Here is a 24,517-nt window from a genome sequence, read left to right as displayed (position 1 = left end):
AGAGCCTGACAGAAACACCCCGAACCATTATCTCTATGGTTCGGGGTGTTTGTATTAACAATAACTTTTCAGATTTTTATAAGGCAGAAAATCAGGCCGTTTTTCCAGCACCGGGAGAGGTGAATTCCGGGTGGGTGTTCTGTACATGATGTCTTTCTTCAACTTTCTTGACATGCAAGTTGGCAAAGAAAGCCACAAGCAGTAGAGCTGCCATGGCATACATCGTTGTGTTGTACAGACTTGGCGTTGGGTCAAGGGTGCCTTCGGGGGCGATCTCCATCAACTTTGCGACGGTCACTGTCTTCGCGGCGATTAGTTCCTGGAGTTTATCCACTCCCGCGCCAAATTTTTCCTGAAATATTGCCGGATCAACCTTGGCGGCAAGGTCGCTGAGGGCACCATCCAGGGAGCGCTGACGCAAGTAGGTAATGGCAAAAGGCCCGAGAACCCCGGCAGTACTCCAGGCAGTAAGCAAGCGCCCGTGAATGCCTCCGACATGCAGAGTGCCGAAAACATCGGCGAGATAAGCCGGTATGGTCGCAAAACCGCCACCATACATGGTGAAAATCACCATTGTCGCACCATAGAACAGCACCAGCCACATGATGGCGGGACTTGCGCTGACCTGGTTGGCAACAAGGGGGATCGAGAGGTAGAGGATCATCCCGAGAATAAAGAAACAGTGATAGGTGTTCTTGCGCCCGATATAGTCAGATAACGAGGCCCAGATAAAGCGCCCGACCATATTGAAGACCGAGATCATCAATACATAGGTAGCAGCAAAACCGGCATCAACAATACCGGGGAGGGTGGAGCCAAAGATTTCGGTCATCATGGTTTTGGCAACCCCGATCACCCCGATCCCGGCGGTAACGTTCAGGCAAAGAACAATCCAGAGGCGATAGAACTGAGGTGTTTTGATTGCCTGATCGATATGGACGTCATCGTGGGTGATCATACGTTTGCTGGAAAGATCTTTTGACGGAACTTCCCATCCCTCGGGCTTCCAGCCGGGAGCAGGAATGCGGTAGGAAAAAGCAGCAAGGATCATGACGATGAAATAGGCAATACCCAAGGTAATGAACACACTGGCAACACCTGTGTTTCCTGTGCCAACCAGATAGACCCCCTCTGGCCCGGCGATGGGCATTTTCGCCATATCTGCAGCAGAGGCAATAACAACCTCGGCAGGTGTGCCGCCGATTTCGGCAAAACGCCGTCCGCCTTCGGTAGTAAGATTGATATCTGTAACCTTCCCCAGATATTCTGGCGCTTGATAAAAAACACCGAGAAGCCAGGTTTTGAGAGGCGCTCCGATCATGGCACCCCCACCAAAGCCCATGATAGCCATACCTGTCGCCATGCCCCGGCGGTCAGGGAACCAGCGCAGGAGCGTACTGACAGGGGAGACATAGGCAAGGCCAAGCCCGACACCCCCGATCGCCCCATAGCCGAGATAGATCAGCCAGAGCTGATGGGTTGTAATCCCGATACTGCCAATCAGGAAGCCACCACCCCAACAGCAGGCAGCAAGCACTCCAACAGCTCTTGGGCCAACCCGTTCCAGCCATTTACCTCCAATGGCGGCAGCAAGACCCAGAAAAACGATGGCTGTTGAGAATATCCAGACAACAGAACTGAGGCTCCAGTCATCAGCGGCACTGGTAACCACGCCATATTCCTTGATCAGAGGGGTGTTGAAAATACTCCATGCATAAACCGAACCGATACAGAGATGAATGGCGATGGAAGCAGGGGGGACGAGCCAGCGGTTAAACCCTGGTCTGGCGATGATACGCTCTTTGGACAGCATGGCCATGAAGCCGGACATGAGTGTTTTCTCCTCAATTATTTTGTTTTAATCGCCTTATCGAGATCGGGACTCCGATCTGCAAAGCGATTTCCCTGTTATTGATTTCATTAAAGAGGTCAGTAAAATTTCAATTGATGAAATCAGGGCGTAATGAGCAATTGCTATGCCAGATTCATGATTTCCAGCATTCAAGCCAATTTTGTTTATTGAATAAACTGATCGGAAAGATAGATCGGGACAGTCTGATCCGGCTGCACATCAATGCGGGACATTTTGACCCAATTCTGTTTAGTGCCAAGAAAGAGCAAGCAGTTTTGATCTCGGTATTTCAACCAAAGGAGAGATGACAAAGAGGGATCAAGCGCGTAGCCTCAGATGAAAATTCAGGAAAATCAGCGCGCGTTGTTTCTGTTTTCTGATAATAAGAACGGGAAAGTGGGGAAGCTTGATTTATAAGGCCGAAAAGGTAAAAAAAACAGATATAGGCGGGAAGAAGACAGGCACGATCTCGGCTTCGGGCAAAGCGGAGAGCAAGACCAGTTTTTCCATTCTTGTGGTTGATGATGAAACCGGTATTCGTGACTTCCTGCAGCGGGCACTGGGCAAGACCTACAGTCTGGTCGAAGTTGCTGCCTCAGCCGAAGAGGCTGACGAATTACGTTCACGCGTTCATTTCGACCTGATGATTGTCGATATCTGCCTTCCGGGAAATTCTGGCGTTGACTGGCTGAGGACGATTGTGGAGCCTGGCTGGACATCAGATGTCGTGTTCATGACGGCTTTTGCCGATGTGGATAAGGCCATTGACGCGCTGCGGATTGGTGCTTCGGACTTTATCCTCAAACCTTTTCGTCTGGAACAGATGATGTCAACTGTGCGCCGTTGTCTGGAAAAACGGCGCCTGTTGCGGGAAAATTTTATCCTTCAGCGACGCATTGACAATTTTTATCCGAAAGAGGGCATGATTGGCCGCAGTGCCCCCTTTCAGAAACTTTGTCAGTTGATTTCTCGTGTTGCCCCAAGTCCTTCGGTGGTTTTGATAGAGGGAGAGACCGGTACGGGAAAAGAGCTTGTGGCCAGTGCTATTCACAAGGAGAGTGGAAGGACAGGTCCTTTTGTCCCGGTAAACTGCGGGGCCATTTCAGCCGAGTTGATTGAATCCGAGCTTTTTGGTCATCTCAAGGGAGCCTTTACTGGGGCTCAACAGGCCCGGGACGGGCTGTTCTCCTATGCGGATGGCGGCACCTTGTTCCTTGATGAAATATCCGAGATGCCTCTGGCGTTACAGGCAAAATTGCTGCGGGTTCTGGAGGAAAAGTCTATTCGCCCTGTCGGGGGAGAGCGTGAAATTTCGGTCGATGTCCGGATTGTGGCTGCGACCAACCGTAATCTGGTGAAAGAAAAAGATGACGGGCGCTTTCGGGCTGATCTGTTCTATCGTTTGAATGTGGTGACCCTGGCAATTCCGCCATTGCGCGAGCGCCGCGAGGATATCGTGCCCCTGGTTGAGTTTTTCTCGACCACACTGGCGCGTCAGCTCGGGTTGCTGGTTGTTCCTTTTGATCTGGAAGATTTCAGAGAGCTGGAAGCCTATAACTGGCCGGGTAATGTTCGCGAATTAAAAAATATGGTGGAACGCTGCCTGCTTTTGGGCAGCTTTCCGACAGACCTGCTCAAGCCGGGAACTGCAGAGGAAAATTCTGTTGCTGGCTATCCTTCAAGCTGGACGCTTGAGGCGGCTGAAAAAGATCATATCAAGAAAGTTCTGGCCAGATCCGGAGGCAACAAGACCCGTGCAGCTGAAATACTTGGGGTTTCACGCAAGACATTGACCCGGAAACTCTATGCCTGGCAGCAGGAGCTGCAAGGCGGGGAAAAATGATCAGGCGCCTTTACACCCTGATTACGCGAAGCCTGCGCCACAAAATGCTTTTTCTGGTGTTGTTTCCGGTCATGATTGTGATGCCAACAGTGATTGGGATGGCGTATCTCTGGAGTAACGAGATCAGTTATCGTCAGTTGCTGATGAAGGTGACCGGGGATTTGTCTGTTGCCCACGAAGCTTTTCTGCGGGCACAGCAGGGGTACCTTTCCAGACTGGGCTTGATGGCTGAATCCTATAGCTTTCAGCTGGCTCTGGCAGAAGAACTTGGCACCGAACAACAAATACAGGAAGTCGCCCGCCATCTGGACGAACTCCGCGAAAAAGAAGGTTTTGATTTTGTCTATCTGGCCGATACACGGGGGTGCGATTACTGGGACAGAACCCGCTGTAACATGAAAGCCAGTCCTCTGTTGCAACAGGCAAAAACAAAAGGGCCTGTAACCGGGGTCGAGATCTTCAGCAGTGATGATTTGGCGGCGATTGATCCTCAGTTGCCACAACAGATCTATCTGCCTCTAATTCCAACACCCAGGGCCAAACCGACCGAGCGGCTTGTCGAGGATCGGGGGATGGTTCTGCACAGCTACTATCCGTTACGAAATGCACAAGAAGAGGTCAGGGCCTATCTGGTTGCCGGTGTTCTGGTCAACCGGGATTTTGCCTTTGTTGATCGTCTCAGGGATATTGTCTACAGCAAAGGCAGCCTCGCCGAAGACAGTCTGGGAACCATCACGGTTTTTCTGGAAGACGTCCGGATCAACACCAATGTGCCGCGCCAGCTTGAGGCCCCTGGTCAAAGAGCATTGGGCACCCGCGTTTCGGAAGAGGTTCGGGACAGGGTATTGGAGCAGGGGGAACAGTGGATCGATCGCGCCTTTGTTGTCAGTGAATGGTATATCTCTGCTTATGAAGCCATTCTCGACGTCCGGGGCGAGCGGGTCGGCATGCTTTATGCGGGGTTTCTCGAGGCGCCTTTCAAGGATATCTATCTTGAAGGACTGAAAAAGCTGTTGCTGCTTTTCGTTGCGGTGACGTTGCTCTCGGTTGTTCTGGCCATGCTGGTTGCCCGGTCAATTTTCCGGCCGATTGAAGCCATGGCCAAGGTGATTTCCCGCATTCAGAGGGGGGATGATCTACGGATCGGCTGGATCAAGGCAGAAGACGAGGTTGCCATTCTGGCCCAGCAGTTTGATGTGATGCTGGACCAGTTGCAGGAACAGCGCGATCAGATTCAGTCTGCGGCGGATGGTCTGGAACAGAAGGTCGCGGAACGCACGACACAGTTGCGCAACCGCACAGATGAGCTGGAACGCAATATTGCCCTGCTGAGCCGCACGCGAGAGCAACTGGTGGCGCGGGAAAAACTGGCGGCAATCGGCGAACTGACCGCCGGGATTGCCCATGAAATCAACAATCCGACTGCGGTTATCCTGGGCAATATGGACCTGATGATCGATGAATTGGGGGAGCAGGCCGGTCCGGTAAAGCGCGAAACCGATCTGGTGATCCAGCAGGTCTATCGCATCCGCGCGATTATCAACAATCTGTTGCAGTATTCCAGACCCTCGGATTACCAGAACCAGGCCATGCCAGTTGATATCAATCGGGTTGTGTCAGATACATTGGTGCTGGTACAGCATGATCTGGAGCGCAAGAAAATCGGACTGGAACTCGATCTTCGGGCTTCACGTCCGGTGGATGGCAACCATCAGCAGTTTCAGCAGGTTCTGATCAATCTGATTGTCAATGCAGTCCAGGCCACAGAGACCGGGGGGCGGGTTATTCTGCGTTCACGCAACTGGCGTGATCGGGGTGTTGTGCTGGTGGTGCGCGATAGCGGAAGCGGTATTGCTGCTGATGTGCTGCCACGGATTTTTGATCCCTTCTACACCGGACGAAACAGTGGTACCGGCCTTGGTCTTTCCGTTAGTTACGGTATTCTGCAGCGCTATAAGGCTGAAATCGAAGTTCGCTCTCGCCCCGGCATAGGCAGCTGTTTCTTTATCTGGTTCCGCCCAGCAAAAGGAAAGGTCATTGAAGGCCTGGACGATGTTGATATCCTGATGAGCCGGGAAGGATGAGGGGAAGATATTTTTAAATATTGCTATGAAACCGATAGCTTGATTTGTAATTTAGCATCGGAAGGATTTTCATGAAAAGACGTCTCCCGCCATTGAACGCGATCAGAGCTTTTGAAGCTGCTGCAAGATTGTTGAGTATTTCCGGTGCGGCCAAGGAGCTGTCGGTTACGCCTACCGCAATCAGCCACCAGATCAGGCAGCTTGAAGATCTTCTGAACTGCAAGTTATTTGAGCGTTCGGGGCGTAATATCGCCTTGACCGCGCTTGGGGAAAGCCTCCTGCCCGATGTAACGCAAGGTATGGATAGCCTGGCAAGAGCATTTGAAGAGACGTATGGCAAGGTTGATATCAACACAGTTACACTCAGTACGACAAGAGAGTTTGCCCGTTACTGGTTACAGCCCCGTTTAGCCAGTTTTTATAAACAATTTCCGGAGATCACAGTAAATATATTCACATCGGAAAGCTGCGTTGATTTGCCCGGGACTGAGATTGATGTTGCCGTGAGATATGGCCCGGTCCCGAGTGAGTGTGCCGGGGATATGGTTCTGTTTCAGGAGCATTACATACCTGCCGTCAAGAGAAGTCTTGTCAATTCCAAGGGCAAGACGGTTCATATTGCGGATATGCAATCCAAACGACTGATTGATGTCAGATGGAAAAATCGAACCCTGACTGCGCCATCTTGGAAAATCTGGTTTGAGCAGAGCCGAGAGGAAGATTTTCATCACTACAAGCGGATGGATTTTGACTCATACCATTTGGCATTAGATGCCTTGCAACGTGGACATGGGGCTGCTCTCTTAAGCCAAACGATTGTTAACTCGGATGAATTTGCATCTGACCTTGTACAAATAGATGGGCCACATTTGCCAGGGTATTCATACAGGGTGATTGTTTCTCCTGCCAGTCAGCGGAAAAAGAATGTTTGCTTGTTCGTGGATTGGCTTTTGGCGGAAAAACAAGTCATCCCGTAGACGAACTAAACCTGAAATTCTCTCATCTATGCCTGAATTGTACTCATTTGTAGAAAGATGACGTGCCGGTCAATGTTGGTTTGTTATCAACTTAATGACTTAAGGAGCCGTCATGACAACGATATTGCAAATTGATGCAAGTGTCAGAAAGACCGATAATCAGGTGCAGAAATATAATTCTATTTCCAGGTCAATTTCTCATTCTTTTATCAAGAGCTGGATGAATGGTTCCACAGATACAAAGATCATTCGACGTGATGTTGGGATGAATCCTCCTGCATTCATCTGTAATGAGTGGGTTGCAGCCGTTTTTACTGCGGAAGAACTGCGTACAGAAGAACAGAAATCGATTTTGGCATTATCCGACAGCCTGATTGATGAGCTGGTCCAGGCTGACCTGATCGTTATTTCTGCCCCGATGTATAATTATGGGATGCCTGCCGCGCTGAAAGCGTGGTTTGACCAGATTATTCGGATAGATAAAACCTTTTCCTTTGATCTTGCACGTGGGGATTATCCCCTGAAACCGGTTTTATCGGGAAAAAAACTTGTTCTTATCACCTCCAGTGGCGAGTTTGGTTTCTGTCCAGGTGGTATCAGAGAAAAAATGAACCATCTTGGGCCGCATATAAAAACTCTTCAGGCTTATCTTGGCGTCGAGGAAGTTTTTGAAATTAGTGCAGAATATCAGGAATTTTCCGATGATCGGCATGCTTTGTCTGTAGATAAAGCGCATAAAAAAGCGGAGAGGCTGGCAGAAAAACTATTATCCGCAGCCATTTCTGTTGATTCCTGACTTCTGAATAAAAAAAAGCCCTCACCGTTTCGGGTGAGGGCTGGCGTCTGGTTCGCTCATTTGTTTTGGAAGGCGGCGGTTTCAGACGTAAGTTGTGCTTTTGCAAGCAGGGTAAATATTATGCCCTTTCAAAGCCGCGTTCGACTTCCCAGTCGGTGACGCGGCGGTCAAAGGCCCGCTGTTCCCAGCGGGCAGCGTGGGTGTAGTGATCAATCACGTCATCCCCCATCGCAGCCCGGAGCATTTTGGACTCGTTAAGGGCCACGGCAGCATCCCGGAGGTTATTCGGAATGGAGCGTGCTTTTTCAGAATTATAGGCATCGCCCTTGAATTCTGTTTCGAGCTCGCGTTTGTTCTCGATCCCGTCAAGTCCGGCTGCGAGCAGGGCGGCCATGGCAAGATAAGGATTCAGGTCAGAACCACCAACGCGGCATTCGATACGGATTGCCTTGGTGCCATCTCCGCAAAGCCGATATCCGGCAGTGCGGTTGTCCTTGCTCCAGATCGCTTTTGTCGGGGCGAATGTTCCTTCGGCAAAACGCTTGTAGGAATTGATGTAGGGCGCGAGGAAATAGGTGATATCGCTGGCATTGTGCAGCAAACCTGCCACGTAGTGGCGCATCAACTCAGACATGCCGTATTCGGCCTTCGGATCATGGAACAGGGCTTCTTTGCCGTCCGCGGACCAGAGCGACTGGTGCACATGCGAAGAACTACCCGCGGCATCATTGTGCCACTTTGCCAGGAAAGTTAGGGCTTTGCCTTTCTGCCAGGCAATTTCCTTACAGGCGTTTTTGATGAAGGCGTGGTTGTCTGCTGAATTGATTGCATCATCGTACTTGACGTTGATTTCTTCCTGTCCTGCAGAAGCTTCCCCTTTGGAGCATTCAACCACGATACCGGCATCGTGCAGGCCGTTGCGGATGGCGCGCATGACACCTTCTTCCTTGGTGGTCTGGAAGATGTGGTAATCTTCGTTGTATTTCCCAAGAGTTTCCAGCTTGTGGTACCCGTCTTTCTGGGCTTCTTCGTAGGAGTTTTCAAAAAGGAAGAATTCCAGCTCTGAGGCCATGTAGGCTTTCATGCCCATGGCTTCGAGACGCGCAACCTGCTTCTTGAGAATGGCGCGCGGAGAATGGGGTACTTCCTCGTGCGTGTTATGATCAAGGGTGTCACAGAGGACAAAAACAGTCCCTTCAAGCCAGGGAACCCGGCGAAGGGTACTCAGATCCGGTTTCATGACATAGTCACCATATCCGGCTTCCCAGCTGGTGGATTTATAGCCTTTTACGGTTTCCATCTCCATATCGGTTGCAAGGAGATAGTTACAGCTGTGGGTTTCTACATAACCGCCTTTGACAAAGTAGTCAGCGTGAAAACGCTTGCCCATCAGGCGGCCCTGCATGTCGACTTGACAGACGAGAACGGTATCAATCTCGCCGCTGGAGACGGCTCGTTTCAGGTCTTCAAAGGAAAGATTGCCGGACATAGTATTCTCTTATTCCAAGGTGTTTTAAAAGGATGTCACAGCCCGATAACCGGGCTGTGACAAGCAGATCCGGATTAGCTGTAGCGGTAAGGCTTGCCAGCTTTTTCCATGGTTTTTGCATACTTTTTGAAGATATCTACCACGCGTTTGGCACGATCGCTGGTCTCGGCGATTTCGTCCCAGAACTTGTAGGCTTCGGCTTCAACAGTTGCCCACTCTTCATCAGGAATAGTGGTCAGCTGCATTTTTGTACCTTCGGTACGAAGCTGTGCTTCACCACCCCAATACCAGTGCTGACGATAGTAGTGCGAGCTGTCCATGCAGAGCTTGAACAGGGTTTTCAGGTGCTCGGGAACTTCGTTCCAGCGGTCTTCGTTCGCAAAGAAGGAGCCACACCATGCACCGGAGATGTTGTTGGTGAGGAAGTAGTTGGTCACGTCAGCCCAGCCAACAGTGTAATCTTCGGTGATACCTGACCAGGCGATCCCGTCGAGCTCACCCGTCTGCATGGCAACTTCGATATCTTCCCAAGGAAGTGTTACTGGCACGACACCAAAGCGGGACAGGAAACGTCCGGCAGTCGGGAAAGTGAAGACACGCTTGCCTTTCAGGTCTGCGAGGCTGTTGATCGGATCTTTTGTCGCGAAGTGACAAGGATCCCAGGCACCAGCAGAAAGCCATTTCACGCCTTCAACTTCGTTATAGGCTTCTTCCCAGATTTCGTTCAGGCCGTACTGGTTGAACAGTACAGGAACATCCAGGCTGTAGCGGGTTGCGAAGGGGAAGTAACCGCCAAAGACAGATACATCAACAGGAGCAGCAATAGAGTCATCATCACTCTGCACGGCGTCAATTGTACCGTTCTGCATGGCGCGGAACAGTTCACCCGTTGGAACCAGCTGATCTGCGTAATAAAGCTCAATAACCATCTCGCCATTGGCTGCTTTGTTAAAAGCATCAATAGCTGGCTTGATTACATGCTCACCCAATGCTGGACCAGCATAAGTCTGCAAGCGCCACTTGATTGTAGACTGAGCATGTACAGCAGGTGCTGCCAGTGTTGTAGCGCCTGCGGCACCAACGGTCGCCAGACCTGCTTTTTTCAGAAACTCGCGTCTGTTATTCGTCATAATTTCTTACTCCCTAGTTCAACTTGTTTATCACCGGACAACATATCCGGATGGCCTTAAGCTCTTTCAGTTTTTCTTGACTATCTGCACCTAAATTCTTTTTAACCTCCTGTATTCGTTCTGTCTTTATTTTCCCGCCAGGGTGAGGGCCATGTGGAGGCCCAGGGGTGGCAGGCGTCAAGACTTGACATATTCTGGCAGCCACAGAGCGATCTGCGGGAAGGACATAACAACCACCAGCGCTATGATCATGATGATGACGAAAGGAATCACGGAGCGATAAATATCGACCAACGAGATTTCTGGCGGTGCCATTGCCTTCATCAGGAACAGGTTATAGCCAAAGGGAGGTGTCATATAGGCAACCTGAACGGTAATGGTATAGAGAACACCATACCAGATCGGGTTGAAACCAAGACTCATCACCAATGGAATGTAGAGTGGGGCAACAATCACCAGCATGGCGGTGTCATCCAGGAACATGCCCATCACGATGTAAGACAGCTGCATCAGGATTAGGATTTCCCAAGGGCTCAGGCCCCACTTTTCCAGAAACAGGCTTTCGATCGCCTTAACAGCACCAAGGCCGTCAAATACAGCGCCAAAGGCGAGGGCAGCCAAGATAATCCACATGAACATGCAGCTGATACCCAGGGTCTGGCGAATGGTAGTCTCCAGGACTTTCATTGTCAGGCGTCTGCGAAATACTGCAGCAAGCATGGCTGCTGTTGCACCGACAGCTGAACTTTCTACCAGACTGGTAATGCCCGCGACAAAGAAACCGGTCATGAAGACAAAGATCAGCAGAGGCAGGATTCCTGCTTTGAGAAGTGCCAGTTTTTCCCGCATGGGAATGTCTCGCTCTTCCTTGGCCAGCACAGGTCCCAGCTCTGGCTGCAGGCGACAACGCACAACGATGTAGATGACAAACATAGCGGCCAACATCAGGCCGGGGATCGCCCCCGCCAGCCAGAGATCACTAACAGGCTGCCTGGCAATCATGCCATAAAGTACCAGAACAACACTTGGTGGAACAAGAATACCCAGAGAACTCCCTGCCTGGATCACCCCTGTGACCATGACCTTGTCATAGCCCCGGCGCAGCATTTCAGGCAGGGCAATGGTGGCTCCAATGGCCATACCGGCAACACTGAGACCATTCATCGCGGAAATGAGAACCATCAGACAGATTGTTCCGATGGCAAGGCCGCCATGCAGGGGCCCCATCCAGACATGGAACATCTTGTAAAGATCACTGGCGATCCCTGATTCAGACAGCATATATCCCATGAAAACAAACAGGGGAAGTGTCAGAAGTGGATACCAGCTCATCAGTTTTGATGTTGCGGTAAAGGGCATTTCCACGCCGCCCTGACCCCAGAGAAGGATTGCAGCAACTGCAGCGACAAATCCGATAGCACCGAAGACACGCTGACCGGTCAACATCATGACCATCATTGTGGAGAACATCAGTAATGCGATTAGTTCGTAACTCATTAAAGTGTTACTCCTCTGGCTTTTGCCAGGTCTTTAAAGAACGCTGAAGTTGCCTGTAACAGCATCAGGAAAATTCCGATTGTCATGATGATCCTGATGGGGGCAAGGGGATAGGGGACCAGTGTACGTGTAGCCTGCCCCGTTTTGACGGCATAAACTGAACTTGATATGGCACCGATCATGAGCACAACCAGATAGAACACCAGAAAGATTGAGGTGAAGGCATCGGTGCCGGCTTTTCTGCGCGATGACCAGCGGCTGTAGAACAGATCCATACGGACATGCGCGTTTTCTTGCATAGAGAAACCGCCGCCAAGCAGATAGTAAGCGGACATCAGAAACTGGGAAATTGTCACGACAGAGTTGACGGGGGTGTCAAACAGAGTTCGTGAGATTGAAGAATAGAGCAGGAGACCGATCATCAGGAAGATGAGATGCATTGTCACCAGCCCTGTAAACCGGTTCAGCGCATCCACGGCTCGAACGTAGGATCTTATTATACTGAGCATTTCAGTTTCCCGTTTTTATCGGTTTTGTTGTGGGAGCTGTATGGTTTTTGTGTTTCCCAAGAGTTTTTTCAGCCTGCAGGATTGCCTGTGCCAGAATTGTAGCCATATCCTGTTGGCTTTCCTGATCAGATATCAGATCGTTTCTGATTTCCAGCATGACATTCCTGAGATTGCGGGGCAGAGCGTGTTCCGTAAGGGTATGCGTGACGCCATCCGCAGGACCGTATGGCTCATTCAGACGTAGAACGAATTTATCCGTTTCTGCGGCAAAAGTCTTTATCAGTTCTTTGGCAAAGATATCATCCTGATCGTGCAGGAAGCCGATTTCCACATCCCGCTTGACCCCTTTATAGACAGGGGTGAAGGAATGGACGGTTATTACAACAGGCGATTTTCCCCTGGCCTGGAGATGATCAAGACAGGTTGCCAAGGCTTCACGAAAGGGAAAATAGACAGTCTTTGTCCGCACATCCCGATCAGCCTGAGAAAGGTTGCAGTTACCAGGTATCGTGAAGATTTCACTCTGCGCTGGCATGGCATTTTCAGCTTCAGGTGGGCGATTGCAGTCATAAATCAGGCGAGAGAGCTTCTGTTCCACCAAAGGGGCATCAAGAGCTTTTGACAAAGCCTGGGCAACAGCCAGCGCACCGGGATCCCAGGCAACATGGCTTTTGAGTACTGTTTCATCCAAACCCAGGTTTTTATAAGCTGGTGGAATGTAGTTTGAGGCATGTTCGCAGACAATAAGGAAATCACCCGACCCAGCAAGGTTGCTTGTTTCAACCACACTGTCGTTAGATCCGGTGTTTTCTGCGTTATGAGACTCAGTCGACAAATCTGTACCCCTGTTCTTATTTTTGAAAATATATTTTCAGATATAGAATTAAAGTCAAGATATTTTCTGAAAAGATAATTTCTTGTAATATAATTGTGGAGAAAATCGTACATTTGTGATTAAAGTAGGCGCAGATAGAGAAAAACCGGGTTGAAATCCGAAAAGATCGGAACAAATGGGCATGGATGACGCAGAGAATCTGACGGTAGCAGAACGTATACGTCAGCAGTTTGAAGATCTGACACGTGCAGAGCGTCAACTGGCCAATTGCATGTTGGAAGACTATCCTGTTTCCGGACTGGGAAGCATTACGGCAGTTGCAGAAACATCTGGTGTATCCACACCAACAGTGGCCCGTATGGCGCGAAAACTTGGCTTTGGCGGTTTTCCGCAGATGCAGGCCCAGCTACATAGCGAACTCAAGGCAACAATATCCAATCCGATCAACAAACATGACCTTTGGGCCGAGAATGCCCCGGGAACCCATATTCTGAATCGCTTTGCGGAGGCGGTCATGGAGAATATGAGACAGACCCTCAGGCAAATTAACCCGACAGATTTCAATGCTGTGGCCCAGCTGTTGTCTGATCCTAAACGTGATATCTATGCTGTGGGCGGAAGGATTACCCGGTCTATGGCGGATCACTTTTTCACTCATATGCAGGTGATGCGCAGTGGTGTGACCCTTATGGCGCCAAATTCGAACACCTGGGCGCATTATGTTCTGAATATGAAAGAGGGGGATGTTCTTGTCGCTTTTGATATTCGCCGCTATGAACACGATATCCTCAGACTGGCTGAAGTTGCCAAGTCCCGCGGCGTGACTTTTATCCTCTTTACCGATCAATGGGGATCTCCTGCTGGCAAGTTTGCCACGCATAGCCTGAATTCCCGGATTGAAGTGCCATCGGCATGGGATTCCCTTGTGGTGACGCTCTTTCTGGTCGAGGCCGTTATTGCAGCTGTTCAGAATGAAACCTGGGATGAAACCAAAGACAGGATGAAAATCCTGGAAGAGCTGTTCGACCAGACCAAGATGTTCAAGAAGTTTATCTAGACTGCGGATCTGGTTGAATCTTCAGAGCTGCAAGAGCGTCCTTTTTGTATGGGAGGACAGGGCTCTGTTCCGTAAGAGCAATATACGCAGCAATCTCCTGCTTTGGGTTTGAGCAGCTTTCCACACCCCTTGCACTCATAGAACCATTGGCAGGCATCTGTTGGCATCGTCTCTGTTTCAGCATGTTCACATGCCGGGCAGGTGATTGTTGAGGTCAGACGGGTCATTGTATGTTTCTTTTCCAGAGAGCATAAATTGTAAGAAGTATGAAAGCCAATAGTGTCGGCAAGAGTACATAATCAAGATACCCAACAAAGGTAGACAAACCTATTATCCCGAACAGGATGACGAGTATTGGTGTAAAGCAGCAGAGCGCTGCTATAACTGTTCCAGCTATGCCAACTTTAAGCAGTTTGTTTTGCATTGATTTCTCCAGAAATTCTTTGGCAAATGCCATAAACATCACTCTCGAAAAGAGATCTGGCTTGTTTTGTTATCTGTCGTTCTTGCCAATATGATTTGTTGTTGAACCGGGCCATAACGGGATTATAATTCCTGTAGTCACTACAGGAGCAAGGCTTGATGTCACAAACTATAGGAGAGGCCTCGAAGTTGAGCGGGGTTGGTATTGAGACAATCAGATATTACGAGCGGGAAGGTGTCGTCCCGAGGGCAGGCCGATCCCGCAGCGGGCGTCGTGTTTATAACAAAATGGAAATTGGCCGATTGCGCTTTGTCAAACGCTGTCGCGAACTTGGCTTTTCCATTTCCGATATCAAGATTTTGCTGCATTTGTCGAACGAAAGTGCAAAAAAATGTGATGATGTCAGGGCTATCGGCAAGAAGAACCTGGAACTGGTTCAGAATAAGATCACTGATCTGAAGCGGATGCAGGCTGCGCTGAAAGAACTTGTGGCGTCCTGTGACACTGGGAAGAACGAGTGTCCCATGCTCAAGGATTTGTTTGCAGACCAGGCAGGATAAAACTTTCTTTATCCTGTCTTGGTTAGGATTTTCTCTGGCTGCAACCAAAAGGGAATTCTGATAAACAAAGCCCCGGGACCATTATTGTCCGGGGCTTTGTTACTGAAGGAGAAGAAAGGGGGCTCAGTCCAGAGGCAGACTCTGATCCATTTCCCTGGCCGGTTGCGGGCAGCAGCTGCCGACAATTTTGGCTGGTACGCCAACCGCGGTGCAATGGGCCGGGACATTCTGCAGGACAACAGATGCAGCCCCGACTTTGGCACATTCACCGACTTCGATGTTCCCGAGAATTTTTGCACCAGAACAAATCAATGCACCTTGTCTGATTTTCGGATGGCGGTCTCCGGTTTCCTTGCCAGTCCCGCCGAGAGTGACATTCTGCAAGAGCGAGACATTGTCTTCGATGACGGTGGTTTCGCCGATCACGACACCGGTACCGTGATCAATCATTATCCCCTGTCCGATTTTAGCGGCGGGATGAATATCTACCGAGAAGACCTCTGAAATACGATTTTGCAGGAAAAGCGCCAGTGGCTTGCGTTTGTTGTTCCACAGCCAATGGCCAATCCGATAGCACTGCAGGGCATGAAACCCCTTGAAATAGAGCAGAGGCTCAAGGTGGCTGGTGCAGGCCGGATCCCGTTCAAAAACCGCCAGAATATCTGCGCGGATTGCTGCGATAATATCTGGATCAGAGGCCAGTACTTCATCAAAAACCTGTCGCAACAATATGGAGGGGACAGCGGTGTTCCCGAGTTTCTGGGACAGGTGATAACTCAAAGCCTGTTCCAGAGTGTCGTGATTGAGCATTGTGGAGTAGAGAAAACCAGCAAGAACGGGTTCGCTCTCAACCATCTCCACGGCCTCTTTCCTGATATAGGACCAGATCAGATCGCTTGGATCTGTTTTCTCTGCTGTATGGGCCATAATGCTTCCTTTTCCTGTACTGTCAGGGTTTGCCTCAGAGATATCATATATGATCACGGGGGTATTTTTTAAATGATTTTTTGTGATCGGAGGTATTTCATCATTGTTCTTAAGTGGAAGGTCGGGCAGCTTTTAATAGATTACAAAGCAAGTAAAATGTTTTTAATAAGGTTGAAGTGAATAATAGATGCCTGATAACACCCTTTTTCTGAAGCATCTGCCGCTTGAAACAGATCGCCTGAGAATTCGCCGATATCGGGAGGATGATCTGGAACTTTCCAGAGCCATGTCTCAGGCACCCGAGTTACGGAAATGGACAGTATCGGGTATTTATAGCGATAGAGAGCACAGCGAATATGTTGCCTGTTGTTGTGCTGAAAATCCCAGAGATTTTATCATTGAAGACAGGTTTTCAACAGTCGTCGTGGGGGAAATGACCTTTCACCCTTGGTATGTGGAGAGGACCTGGGAAATCGGCTGGCTTATATTGCCAGACTACCAGGGGAGGGGATACGCGACGGAAGCTGCTAAGGCCTTGGTAAAAAATGGTTTCATAAATATGAATTTGCACCGGATTGTTGCAAAGGCTCACCCTGAAAATCTGGGTTCATGGCGGATTATGGAGAAGATAGGTATGAGACGAGAGGGGTATTTCAGACAGTGTATCCCACGTGCAGACGGCAGCTGGTGGGATGAGGTTTTCTATTCGATTTTATCCGATGAGTATTCAACAGCAGATCTAGAAACCTTTTCCAAAACATTTTGATGTAACTCAGGCTTCTTCCAGAATTTTTTTCAAAAATTTTCTCGTGCGCTCTTTTTTCGGATCCGAGAAAAATTCCTTTGCCGGGGCTTCTTCGACAATACGTCCCTCGGCCATGAAAATTACCCGATCAGCGACATCACGGGCAAAGGCCATTTCGTGGGTAACGATAATCATGGTCCGGTGCTCTTCGGCCAGGTTGCGAATGACGGCGAGCACTTCGCCAACCAGCTCTGGATCAAGAGCCGAGGTTGGTTCATCAAACAGGATGACGTCGGGTTCCATGGCCAGGGCACGAGCAATGGCAACGCGCTGTTGCTGGCCACCGGAAAGAGCAGAAGGATAGGCACTTTCCTTGTTGGCCATTCCGACTTTTTTTAAGAGATAGCGGGCACGTTTTTCGGCAACAGCAGGCTCTTCGCCTTTAACAATGATCGGGCCCTCGGTAATGTTTTCCAGCACGGTTCTGTGCGGGAAGAGGTTAAAGTTCTGAAATACAAAACCGGCATGCTGGCGCAGTTTGCGGATATCACGTTTCTGTTTGGCCAGGGGAAGGGCCGTATCAATGGTGATATTGGCAACCCGGATCGAGCCGGAGGACGGTGTCTCCAACAGGTTCAGACAGCGCAGAAGTGTGGTTTTCCCGGAACCACTTGGCCCGATAATGGCCAGAACCTCTCCCTTTTTTACAACAAGATCAATGCCTTTTAGAACATCGTTTTTTTCAAAGGTTTTATGGAGGTCTCTAACCTCGATCATGTTCATTCTAAGCTGCCCTTAAATGACGGTTAGCTCTTTTTTCCAGCCGGTTTTGCAACCAGGAAAGGCCCGTGGAAAAAATCCAGTAAATAACAGCTGCCGATATATACATGGCAAAGATTTCGTAAGTTCTGGCGCTGATCAACTGGGCCTGTCGGAACAGTTCCGGGACCTGGATCGTTGCGGCAATGGCGGTGTCCTTGAGCAAGCTCAAGAAGGTATTGCCAAGAGAGGGCAGGGCAATGCGGATCGCCTGGGGCAGGATTGACCGACGCATGGCCTGAAACGGGGTCATACCTATGGAATAGGCGGCTTCCCAGTGGCTGCGTTCTATTGCCCCGATGGCACCGCGAAGGATTTCCCCGGTGTATCCTCCGACGTTCAGGCTTAATCCGAGCAGGGCGGCGGGGATCGGATCCAGGCGGATGCCAAATTCAGGCAGGCCGTAATAGATCAGAAACAGCTGCACGATCAGAGGGGTGCCGCGGATAAAGGAGATAAAGAATTTTGCCGGCCAGTTAAACAGACGCAAAGGCGAGAGACGCATAAAGGCAACGGCAAAACCCAGGGCGAGTCCAAGGGTCATGCTGCCCAGACTCAGACCCAGAGTGTAAGCGGTCCCCTTCGCGAGGAAAGGGACCGAGTCGAGAATCAGTTTTGTGATCTCATCCATGAGTTATTACTTGGTTACATCCAGTTTGAACCATTTTTGCGAAATTGCTGCCAGTGTGCCGTCAGCACGCAATTCGTCAATAGCCTTGTTCAGGGCAAGCAGCAGGTCTTCGTTGTTTTTACGAAGAGCAACCCCCATGCGCTGTTTGTCAAAAGGCTCTCCAGCGGCAACAATCCGGCCATCGGAGTGTTCAAGCAGGTAAGCTGCTGCAAGACGGTCATTCAGGAAGGCATCAATCCGGCCAACAAGAAGGTCCTGAAGCTTGGTTGCGTTCTCGTCATAGGTGGACACTTCGGCGCCCGGAACATTGGCTGTCAACCAGTCTTCATAGTTGCTTCCCAGGCCAACGCCGACTTTCTTGCCTTCAAGATCAGCGGGGACTGTATAGTCGTTCTGGTTATCTTTCAGAGTGATGACCTGAATACCCGATACCGTGTAAGGCTGTGAGAAGTCGTACTTTTTCTGGCGCTCTTCGGTGATGGTTACCTGGTTGGTGATAACGTCAAAGCGTTCGGTCTCAAGTCCGGCCAGCATGCCATCCCATTTTGTCGGGACAAATTCCGCAGTTACACCAAGGCGTTCAGCAATGGCTTTGGCGACATCAACTTCGAAGCCGACAAGTTCACCGTTTTCATCCTGATAGTTGAAGGGGGGATAGGTGGCTTCCAGGCCAACCAGCAATGTGCCGCGTTCCTTGACTGTCGCCAGAAGTTCGCCTTCCGCCTTGGCAGGAGCAGAAGAGAGGCCGAAGAGGGTGGCTGTCAGGATGGCAGCAGAAAAAAGGTTTTTAACAGGAGTGTTACGCATGATGACTCGCAATCAGAATGAATAGGTAAGGAGCTGTTGGCGCAGATATGGCGCAGGACTATTTTGATTACAAGTTTATTTACAAAAAAAATAGTTATTAAATTTCATTTAACAAAAATATTGTGTTTAATTTTGAGGGGAAAACAGGAAGGTTTTGTTTTTTATAAATAGGCGTGCGGCCTAGACCAAAAAACTAAGCCAAAAAAAACTATGCCAGAAACCTGTGCTACAAATATTTTTGACGGGAGTTTTCAGGCGTAGCTCACAGATTCAATTTCCGGAGGGAGCTTCGACAGGATCTGTGGCATTGCGATTGCTTTAATATGTTCCTGGCAGATCAGGGCAAGCTGCCTTGGTAAATTCCCCAACTCACGATCCCGGGCGACAAGAGAAATCTGACGTGAAAAGCTGGTAAAGGGCAGGGGGAGAATTTTGACGTTTTCAAGGAAATGGCGACAGTCGAGCAGTCCGGTGGGTGTTGTCAGGGTCCAGCCCCGTCCTGCAGCAACCATGGGCATGATTGCCCTGGTTGTATCCAGTTCGTATCGATGAGGGATGTTCAAACGTAACCGCCTGAGCTGCTGTTCAATCAGCTGGCCGATCTGCAATCTGGGGCTATAGCGGATAAAGGGGAGTTTTTTCACCAGGACGTCAAGCAGGTCACCTTCTTTTGCGACAGTTGCCGGGATTGCGAGAACAAAAGGTTCTCGATAGAGGGGGTAACGTTCCATAGAATCAACATCTTCCATCTGATCCATGGTGATGATCAGATCTGTTCTGCGTTCCAGCAATGCAGTGCGATGATCTCCGGTCTGTCCACTCCATATTTTTATTCTGCCAGCCGGATAGCGTTTGCCCAGATCATAGGACAGGGCAGGAATAAGTGTATCTGCCAGTGTATCGATGACGGCGACCCGGATCTGGTACAGTGAATTCTGGTCTGCCTTCTGCATGGCATTCCACATGCCAGTCGCGGCATCAAGTGTCTTGATGGCGTGGTCGTAATATAACTGTCCTGCAGGCGTCGGTGTTAAGGGTCTGACAGAACGATCCAATAGTTTTACCGCAAAGAGCTCTTCCTGATTGGAAATTTGCTGAGAGATTGAAGATTGGGTCATTCCCAAGGCTTTTGATGCGTCGGCCATACTGCCTTTGTCCACGACGATTACAAAAATCTCCATCGCCCGCAGGTTCATATTTTTGGTCATGTGCATCTGGGGCAAGCCGATCAGTTCAAGGAATTCCTTGCTTATGAATAAATCATAATCTTTAGTATAACTAATGATAATATTTTAATTTGTATCAATATATTTCAGAAAAACGGTGTCTAAAATCGGAAAAACCTAATTATGGAATTGGTTTTTGTGAGGCGGCTTTTCTTTCTTGAAAGGTCGGGTCATTCTATCGGAACGTCTCATGATCTTGTGGTCGGGATCGAATGAAACGGAACCTTTAAACCTGCTGCAATTGATTGGCTCTATGGGAGATTTGAATGTCTGGACATTTTGTTTTTGACCCGGCTATAGAAAATGATTTTCCGAATTTTGTGACCCATCTCGAGTGTTCCTACACAGGGGAGACTTTCCCTTCAAACCAGATTCATGGGCTGTCTCCTGCAGGAAAGCCTCTCCTGGTACGTTATGATCTCCCGGCTTTGGCAACGTCTGTCAGTAAAGATGCTCTGGCAGCACGTCCAGGAGGGTTCTGGAAGTACAGGGAGTTCCTGCCTGTCCGGCAAAGTAGCAATGTGGTCAGTCTGGGGGAGGTGATGACCCCGCTCATTCCTTTACATAAACTTGCAGCAAAGGGCGGTGAGCTTTTGATCAAGGATGAAGGGCGCCTCCCGACCGGGTCTTTCAAGGCGCGGGGGCTTGCTCTGGCCGTTGCAATGGCCAAAGAGCTTGGTATTCGTCGTCTGGCGATGCCTACGAATGGCAATGCCGGGGCAGCAATGGCGGCCTATGCAACAAGGGCAGGAATGGAGACAACCATTTTTTGTCCTGACGATACACCGGAAGTAAATGTGTCCGAGATCGAGTATCAGGGGGGAAAAGTCTATCGCGTCAATGGCCTGATTAATGATTGTGGCAAGATCGTCGGTGAAGGCAAAGAGCCAACAGGATGGTTTGATTGCTCAACTTTGAAAGAACCCTACAGAATTGAAGGCAAGAAAACCATGGGTCTGGAGTTGGCCGAACAGCTGGGTTGGGATGTCCCCGATGTGATCTTTTATCCGACGGGTGGTGGTACAGGCTTGATCGGGATGTGGAAAGCCTTTGCCGAACTGGAGGCTATCGGCTGGATTGGCAGTAAACGGCCAAAGATGGTGGCGGTCCAATCAACCGGTTGTGCACCTATCGTCAAAGCCTTTGAGGATGGAGAGGAACATGCACCGCTGTGGGAGAATGCCTTTACGATTGCCTCTGGCATCAGAGTACCTGTCGCGGTTGGAGATTTTTTGATTTTACGCGCTGTCCGGGAAAGTGGCGGTTTTGCTATCGCAGTTGAGGACAAGGATATAGTCCAGGCGCAAGCAGAAGTGGCGCGAGAAGAAGGCCTGTTATTGTGCCCGGAGGGAGCCGCAACCTTTGCTGCTTACAAACAATCGGTTGCCGAGGGGAGGATTAAAGCCAGTGATCGGGCTGTACTCTATAACTGTGCAACCGGGCTTAAATATCCCATGCCAGTCATCAGCCGACGTTTGGATAAAAACCAGCCAATTGATTATTCATCTATTTAATAGCGCTGGTTAGGTGACACAGGTTAATGATTACGGATACGAAAGTGCAGGGTCAGGCATTTTCGTTCCCGGACGCAGTATAGGAATAGAGATTTACCCCTTCTCTCAGGGACCAGCCTTTCGATTGCCAGAATCTATTGGCCAGGCCGTTGTTCTTGAAGACAAAAATATGGGTTTTGTCTATGCCAAGTTCTTTCAGGGACGAAATGCATCTATTAACCAGGTCTTCTCCTAGCCCCTGTCTTCTGAATTCTGGCTTGACGATCAGGTGTTGCAAGTACCCTCTGCGCCCATCGTGACCACACATAACACAACCAACAATTCCTGCATCATGTTCAATGACAAAGTTCAGGCCGGGATTCCGCTGCAGATAGCGTTTTGTCGCCTCCTGGCTGTCCGCTTCTCGCAATGTAATGCCGGGTGTTTCTCTGAAGAGATCCAGAAGAGCGGGATGATCTGTTGAGACCATTTCGCGAATAAAAGTCTTACTCATTTTGTACCGAAGGGGTGTGTAGGAAAGAATGAGAGGTCAGGGCCAGTGAATAAGGTTTCCCTGTTGCAACATATCGGGGAAATATGATGATTGGCTGATAGATAAAATGCAATATGAAACTCCTCGACATTGTTGTTTTTACAGTAATAATGCTAACCCATAATTGTGCCGTCCTTTCTCTTTGATGTTGTGGTTTTCTTCCGCAATACGAACTCATATGACCATCGAAATTCTTGGAACAGAGGAATGTTACCTTGTTCTCTCCAGGTGAAAAAAGCTCAGGGCTTCTTATGGTGTTGGCAACTGTTCTGGTTTTGCTGGTCTTGTCTGGCTGCAAACGGGACAAAGAAGATCTCGACTTTGAGCTGGTGACGAAAAGTCGCTCAACCATAGCGCTTAAAAGCCTTGAAGGGCAGGCTTTGAGCGATTGCGCGGTGTTCCTCAATGGCATAAATGGCTTCTGGCATAAACCAGGAAATATCAACTTTGGCAAAGGCGAGCAGAGGGTATTGGTGCTGTCGAATTTTTTCAGCCCCGTAAAACGTCAATTTGATCCCAAAATCAACCGGATAGAAGAAATTTCAATCAACTGTTCCAAACCAAGGGGCAAAGCCATCCTGTTCAACTCCCGGACAGGGTTTGGAAACTTCCTCGGCTAAACAACCGCACCGTTCCTAAGCAATTTATTTGGAAATCTTCCACCTATTGAGATGATTTATTAACCAGCACTGGACTAGGCTTCCCCTGGCCAGATGCCTCGGTTTCCTATTTGTCTATTGTGCGCGGGAGATTTACAGAGTGAACCAGAAAAACGGTTGGATTTATTTGTTGAGTACACTGTTTCTGGTGACTGGCTGTGATGGTTCCCAAGGGGATTATGACTTTGTCCTGGCCTCACTCGGGCAAGGCAGTGTGACGATCAAAAGCGAAGACAGCCGGACGATTGATGGCTGCATGATCCTGGTGAACGGGGCCGGAGGGTTTTCCTATGCGCCTGAGCAGGGGACTTTTAAGCCCGGAGAGACAAAAGTCTTTCCTTTTTCCAGTTTTTACAACACCACACGCAGGCAATTTGACCGCAAGGTTGACCGTGTGGAGCAAATTTCGGTTTCGTGCAGAAATCCTGGCGGGTCTGTAACAATTTTCAAAGCCAATGATGGTCTTGGAGGGTTCTTGAAGTGATAGCTCTGCTTGAGATACTCTCTAGAACGAATAGCTCGACTTGATTTGACAAAAACCGTTTGATATACAGCGGTCAACTTTAATTGCAGCTCTGGTTTTGCATTCCAGCCCGCACAAGGAAAAGTCATGACAAACTACGTCGTTTCGGCGCTGTACCATTTTGCCGTACTGGAAGACTTCGAGAGTCTTCGGGAACCTCTTCAAAAATTCATGCTTGAACAGAATGTCAAAGGGACACTTCTGCTCGCCCGCGAAGGTATCAACGGTACTGTTGCCGGAACGCCAGAAGCGATTGAAGCGCTTCATGGCTATCTTCGTTCAGATCCCCGTCTGGCAAATATTGTTACCAAGGAATCATTCCACGCGGAACTGCCCTTTCATCGTACCAAGGTCAAACTCAAGAAAGAGATTGTCACCATGGGTGTCGAGGGCATTGATCCCAATGATATTGTGGGAACCTATGTAAAGCCAAAAGACTGGAACGCGCTGATTTCCGATCCGGATGTCGTGCTGGTTGATACCCGGAATGATTACGAGGTGGGGATCGGTACATTCAAGAATGCGATTGATCCTAAGACGGCAACTTTCCGCGAATTTCCAGCCTATGTGCAAGAGCACCTTGCCGATGCGAAGAACAAGAAAGTCGCGATGTTCTGTACCGGTGGTATCCGGTGCGAGAAGTCGACAGCTTATCTCAAGCAGCAGGGTTTTGGCGAGGTTTACCATCTTGAAGGTGGTATTCTGAAGTATCTTGAGGAAGTGCCGGAAGAAGAGTCTCTCTGGGAAGGGGAGTGTTTTGTTTTTGATAGCCGGGTCGCGGTCAAACACAATCTGGAAAAAGGCCAATACGACCAGTGTTATGCCTGTCGGATGCCGCTGACGGAAGCAGACAAAGAAAGCCCCTATTACCTTAAGGGAATTTCCTGTCATCTGTGTCATGACAAATTGAGTGATGAACAGAAACAGCGCTTTGAAGAGCGGGCAAAACAGGTAGAACTCTCGCGCCAGATGGGTATTGATCATATCGGGGGCGAAGTTGCGGCGATCAAGGAAAAGCGTCGCCAGGAAAAGCTCCTGAAGCGCCAGTCTCAACAGCAGATCAATCAACAGGAGTGACCTG

At 49.5% G+C, this 24,517-nt stretch carries 25 protein-coding genes; 11 read left to right on the top strand and 14 right to left on the bottom strand.

What is annotated here, in order from left to right:
* Positions 1 to 91: 91 nt before the first annotated feature.
* Positions 92 to 1,831 (bottom strand): OFA family MFS transporter, encoded by a 1,740-nt coding sequence (locus O4H49_RS17305; protein ID WP_269424698.1) that lies wholly within the window; start codon positions 1,829 to 1,831, stop codon positions 92 to 94.
* A 427-nt stretch (positions 1,832 to 2,258) separates the two neighbouring features.
* Here O4H49_RS17305 and O4H49_RS17300 point away from each other — a divergent pair, with 427 nt between their 5' ends.
* From O4H49_RS17300 to O4H49_RS17285, 4 genes are all read left to right on the top strand, one after another.
* On the top strand, positions 2,259 to 3,695 hold the full coding sequence (locus tag O4H49_RS17300; protein ID WP_269424697.1) for a sigma-54-dependent transcriptional regulator: 1,437 nt from the start codon (positions 2,259 to 2,261) through the stop codon (positions 3,693 to 3,695).
* Positions 3,692 to 5,779: a sensor histidine kinase gene (locus O4H49_RS17295; RefSeq protein WP_269424696.1), complete on the top strand. Its 2,088-nt coding sequence runs from the start codon at positions 3,692 to 3,694 to the stop codon at positions 5,777 to 5,779. Before O4H49_RS17300 ends, O4H49_RS17295 begins: the two co-directional genes overlap by 4 nt.
* A gap of 92 nt (positions 5,780 to 5,871) precedes the next feature.
* Complete coding sequence (locus tag O4H49_RS17290; protein ID WP_269424695.1) at positions 5,872 to 6,756, top strand: LysR substrate-binding domain-containing protein; 885 nt, start codon at positions 5,872 to 5,874, stop codon at positions 6,754 to 6,756.
* A 112-nt stretch (positions 6,757 to 6,868) separates the two neighbouring features.
* On the top strand, positions 6,869 to 7,552 hold the full coding sequence (locus O4H49_RS17285) for an FMN-dependent NADH-azoreductase (protein WP_269424694.1): 684 nt from the start codon (positions 6,869 to 6,871) through the stop codon (positions 7,550 to 7,552).
* Between the two features lie 118 nt (positions 7,553 to 7,670).
* On the opposite strand, the gene O4H49_RS17280 is transcribed toward O4H49_RS17285, so the two are convergent.
* From O4H49_RS17280 to O4H49_RS17260, 5 genes are all read right to left on the bottom strand, one after another.
* Positions 7,671 to 9,041, bottom strand: coding sequence for a glutamine synthetase family protein (locus tag O4H49_RS17280; protein ID WP_269424693.1), 1,371 nt, complete (start codon positions 9,039 to 9,041; stop codon positions 7,671 to 7,673).
* Positions 9,042 to 9,115: 74 nt separating this feature from the next.
* The gene (locus tag O4H49_RS17275) at positions 9,116 to 10,171 is read right to left on the bottom strand and encodes a TRAP transporter substrate-binding protein (RefSeq protein WP_269424692.1); all 1,056 of its coding nucleotides are present in this window, start codon (positions 10,169 to 10,171) and stop codon (positions 9,116 to 9,118) included.
* 177 nt (positions 10,172 to 10,348) lie between these two features.
* Positions 10,349 to 11,668, bottom strand: a complete 1,320-nt coding sequence (locus O4H49_RS17270; RefSeq protein ID WP_269424691.1) for a TRAP transporter large permease — start codon at positions 11,666 to 11,668, stop codon at positions 10,349 to 10,351.
* The gene (locus tag O4H49_RS17265) at positions 11,668 to 12,177 is read right to left on the bottom strand and encodes a TRAP transporter small permease subunit (protein WP_269424690.1); all 510 of its coding nucleotides are present in this window, start codon (positions 12,175 to 12,177) and stop codon (positions 11,668 to 11,670) included. The genes O4H49_RS17270 and O4H49_RS17265 overlap by 1 nt, the downstream gene beginning before the upstream one ends.
* Before the next feature lies 1 nt (position 12,178).
* Entirely contained in the window at positions 12,179 to 13,012 is an 834-nt protein-coding gene (locus tag O4H49_RS17260) for an N-formylglutamate amidohydrolase (RefSeq protein WP_269424689.1), read from the bottom strand.
* 181 nt (positions 13,013 to 13,193) lie between these two features.
* Here O4H49_RS17260 and O4H49_RS17255 point away from each other — a divergent pair, with 181 nt between their 5' ends.
* The gene (locus tag O4H49_RS17255; protein WP_269424688.1) at positions 13,194 to 14,069 is read left to right on the top strand and encodes a MurR/RpiR family transcriptional regulator; all 876 of its coding nucleotides are present in this window, start codon (positions 13,194 to 13,196) and stop codon (positions 14,067 to 14,069) included.
* Here the strand turns inward: O4H49_RS17255 and O4H49_RS17250 are convergent.
* Both O4H49_RS17250 and merF read right to left on the bottom strand, forming a co-directional pair.
* Entirely contained in the window at positions 14,066 to 14,296 is a 231-nt protein-coding gene (locus O4H49_RS17250) for a GDCCVxC domain-containing (seleno)protein (protein WP_269424687.1), read from the bottom strand. The genes O4H49_RS17255 and O4H49_RS17250 overlap by 4 nt on opposite strands.
* Entirely contained in the window at positions 14,293 to 14,526 is a 234-nt protein-coding gene (gene merF, locus O4H49_RS17245) for a mercury resistance system transport protein MerF (RefSeq protein WP_269424686.1), read from the bottom strand. Before merF ends, O4H49_RS17250 begins: the two co-directional genes overlap by 4 nt.
* Positions 14,527 to 14,651: 125 nt before the next feature.
* On the opposite strand from merF, the gene O4H49_RS17240 reads away from it, so the two are divergent.
* Positions 14,652 to 15,053, top strand: coding sequence for a MerR family transcriptional regulator (locus O4H49_RS17240; RefSeq protein WP_269424685.1), 402 nt, complete (start codon positions 14,652 to 14,654; stop codon positions 15,051 to 15,053).
* A 123-nt stretch (positions 15,054 to 15,176) separates the two neighbouring features.
* Here O4H49_RS17240 and cysE read toward each other — a convergent pair whose 3' ends face one another.
* The gene (cysE, locus tag O4H49_RS17235; RefSeq protein ID WP_269424684.1) at positions 15,177 to 15,980 is read right to left on the bottom strand and encodes a serine O-acetyltransferase; all 804 of its coding nucleotides are present in this window, start codon (positions 15,978 to 15,980) and stop codon (positions 15,177 to 15,179) included.
* A 187-nt stretch (positions 15,981 to 16,167) separates the two neighbouring features.
* On the opposite strand from cysE, the gene O4H49_RS17230 reads away from it, so the two are divergent.
* Positions 16,168 to 16,746 carry a GNAT family N-acetyltransferase gene (locus O4H49_RS17230; protein ID WP_269424683.1) on the top strand — a complete coding sequence of 193 codons (579 nt, stop codon included), beginning with the start codon at positions 16,168 to 16,170 and terminating at the stop codon, positions 16,744 to 16,746.
* A 6-nt stretch (positions 16,747 to 16,752) separates the two neighbouring features.
* Here the strand turns inward: O4H49_RS17230 and tcyN are convergent, their stop codons facing one another.
* The 4 genes from tcyN to O4H49_RS17210 all read right to left on the bottom strand — a co-directional run bounded on the left by tcyN (position 16,753) and on the right by O4H49_RS17210 (position 20,190).
* Complete coding sequence (gene tcyN / locus O4H49_RS17225) at positions 16,753 to 17,502, bottom strand: L-cystine ABC transporter ATP-binding protein TcyN (RefSeq protein ID WP_419715237.1); 750 nt, start codon at positions 17,500 to 17,502, stop codon at positions 16,753 to 16,755.
* A gap of 7 nt (positions 17,503 to 17,509) precedes the next feature.
* Positions 17,510 to 18,175: a cystine ABC transporter permease gene (tcyL, locus tag O4H49_RS17220; protein ID WP_269424681.1), complete on the bottom strand. Its 666-nt coding sequence runs from the start codon at positions 18,173 to 18,175 to the stop codon at positions 17,510 to 17,512.
* 6 nt (positions 18,176 to 18,181) lie between these two features.
* Entirely contained in the window at positions 18,182 to 18,982 is an 801-nt protein-coding gene (gene tcyJ / locus O4H49_RS17215) for a cystine ABC transporter substrate-binding protein (RefSeq protein WP_269424680.1), read from the bottom strand.
* Positions 18,983 to 19,233: 251 nt separating this feature from the next.
* Entirely contained in the window at positions 19,234 to 20,190 is a 957-nt protein-coding gene (locus O4H49_RS17210) for a LysR family transcriptional regulator (protein WP_269424679.1), read from the bottom strand.
* 284 nt (positions 20,191 to 20,474) lie between these two features.
* Here O4H49_RS17210 and O4H49_RS17205 point away from each other — a divergent pair, with 284 nt between their 5' ends.
* Entirely contained in the window at positions 20,475 to 21,722 is a 1,248-nt protein-coding gene (locus O4H49_RS17205; RefSeq protein WP_269424678.1) for a threonine synthase, read from the top strand.
* Between the two features lie 52 nt (positions 21,723 to 21,774).
* On the opposite strand, the gene O4H49_RS17200 is transcribed toward O4H49_RS17205, so the two are convergent.
* Positions 21,775 to 22,215, bottom strand: coding sequence for a GNAT family N-acetyltransferase (locus tag O4H49_RS17200; protein ID WP_269424677.1), 441 nt, complete (start codon positions 22,213 to 22,215; stop codon positions 21,775 to 21,777).
* A gap of 290 nt (positions 22,216 to 22,505) precedes the next feature.
* Here O4H49_RS17200 and O4H49_RS17195 point away from each other — a divergent pair, with 290 nt between their 5' ends.
* The 3 genes from O4H49_RS17195 to O4H49_RS17185 all read left to right on the top strand — a co-directional run bounded on the left by O4H49_RS17195 (position 22,506) and on the right by O4H49_RS17185 (position 24,513).
* Positions 22,506 to 22,874: a hypothetical protein gene (locus tag O4H49_RS17195; protein WP_269424676.1), complete on the top strand. Its 369-nt coding sequence runs from the start codon at positions 22,506 to 22,508 to the stop codon at positions 22,872 to 22,874.
* Positions 22,875 to 23,043: 169 nt separating this feature from the next.
* Positions 23,044 to 23,397 (top strand): hypothetical protein, encoded by a 354-nt coding sequence (locus O4H49_RS17190; protein WP_269424675.1) that lies wholly within the window; start codon positions 23,044 to 23,046, stop codon positions 23,395 to 23,397.
* 126 nt (positions 23,398 to 23,523) lie between these two features.
* The gene (locus tag O4H49_RS17185) at positions 23,524 to 24,513 is read left to right on the top strand and encodes a rhodanese-related sulfurtransferase (RefSeq protein ID WP_269424674.1); all 990 of its coding nucleotides are present in this window, start codon (positions 23,524 to 23,526) and stop codon (positions 24,511 to 24,513) included.
* Positions 24,514 to 24,517 lie beyond the last annotated feature (4 nt).

The organism is Kiloniella laminariae (assembly GCF_027214005.1).
GTDB lineage: Bacteria > Pseudomonadota > Alphaproteobacteria > Kiloniellales > Kiloniellaceae > Kiloniella > Kiloniella laminariae_A.
The sequence above is the reverse complement of the archived record's forward strand: the minus strand, read 5'-3'. Positions and strand labels throughout refer to the sequence as shown.

Bases quoted from the DNA above. Each gene is read 5' to 3' on its own strand.
- O4H49_RS17270 (WP_269424691.1), bottom strand. From the start codon at position 11,668: ATGAGTTACGAACTAATCGCATTACTGATGTTCTCCACAATGATGGTC.
- O4H49_RS17185 (WP_269424674.1), top strand. From the start codon at position 23,524: ATGACAAACTACGTCGTTTCGGCGCTGTACCATTTTGCCGTACTGGAA.
- cysE (WP_269424684.1), bottom strand. From the start codon at position 15,980: ATGGCCCATACAGCAGAGAAAACAGATCCAAGCGATCTGATCTGGTCC.
- O4H49_RS17250 (WP_269424687.1), bottom strand. From the start codon at position 14,296: ATGACCCGTCTGACCTCAACAATCACCTGCCCGGCATGTGAACATGCT.
- O4H49_RS17200 (WP_269424677.1), bottom strand. From the start codon at position 22,215: ATGAGTAAGACTTTTATTCGCGAAATGGTCTCAACAGATCATCCCGCT.
- tcyJ (WP_269424680.1), bottom strand. From the start codon at position 18,982: ATGCGTAACACTCCTGTTAAAAACCTTTTTTCTGCTGCCATCCTGACA.
- O4H49_RS17295 (WP_269424696.1), top strand. From the start codon at position 3,692: ATGATCAGGCGCCTTTACACCCTGATTACGCGAAGCCTGCGCCACAAA.
- O4H49_RS17305 (WP_269424698.1), bottom strand. From the start codon at position 1,831: ATGTCCGGCTTCATGGCCATGCTGTCCAAAGAGCGTATCATCGCCAGA.
- O4H49_RS17230 (WP_269424683.1), top strand. From the start codon at position 16,168: ATGCCTGATAACACCCTTTTTCTGAAGCATCTGCCGCTTGAAACAGAT.
- O4H49_RS17255 (WP_269424688.1), top strand. From the start codon at position 13,194: ATGGATGACGCAGAGAATCTGACGGTAGCAGAACGTATACGTCAGCAG.
- O4H49_RS17240 (WP_269424685.1), top strand. From the start codon at position 14,652: ATGTCACAAACTATAGGAGAGGCCTCGAAGTTGAGCGGGGTTGGTATT.
- O4H49_RS17265 (WP_269424690.1), bottom strand. From the start codon at position 12,177: ATGCTCAGTATAATAAGATCCTACGTTCGAGCCGTGGATGCGCTGAAC.
- tcyN (WP_419715237.1), bottom strand. From the start codon at position 17,502: ATGATCGAGGTTAGAGACCTCCATAAAACCTTTGAAAAAAACGATGTT.
- O4H49_RS17195 (WP_269424676.1), top strand. From the start codon at position 22,506: ATGGTGTTGGCAACTGTTCTGGTTTTGCTGGTCTTGTCTGGCTGCAAA.
- O4H49_RS17205 (WP_269424678.1), top strand. From the start codon at position 20,475: ATGTCTGGACATTTTGTTTTTGACCCGGCTATAGAAAATGATTTTCCG.
- tcyL (WP_269424681.1), bottom strand. From the start codon at position 18,175: ATGGATGAGATCACAAAACTGATTCTCGACTCGGTCCCTTTCCTCGCG.
- O4H49_RS17210 (WP_269424679.1), bottom strand. From the start codon at position 20,190: ATGACCAAAAATATGAACCTGCGGGCGATGGAGATTTTTGTAATCGTC.
- O4H49_RS17280 (WP_269424693.1), bottom strand. From the start codon at position 9,041: ATGTCCGGCAATCTTTCCTTTGAAGACCTGAAACGAGCCGTCTCCAGC.
- merF (WP_269424686.1), bottom strand. From the start codon at position 14,526: ATGGCATTTGCCAAAGAATTTCTGGAGAAATCAATGCAAAACAAACTG.
- O4H49_RS17275 (WP_269424692.1), bottom strand. From the start codon at position 10,171: ATGACGAATAACAGACGCGAGTTTCTGAAAAAAGCAGGTCTGGCGACC.
- O4H49_RS17285 (WP_269424694.1), top strand. From the start codon at position 6,869: ATGACAACGATATTGCAAATTGATGCAAGTGTCAGAAAGACCGATAAT.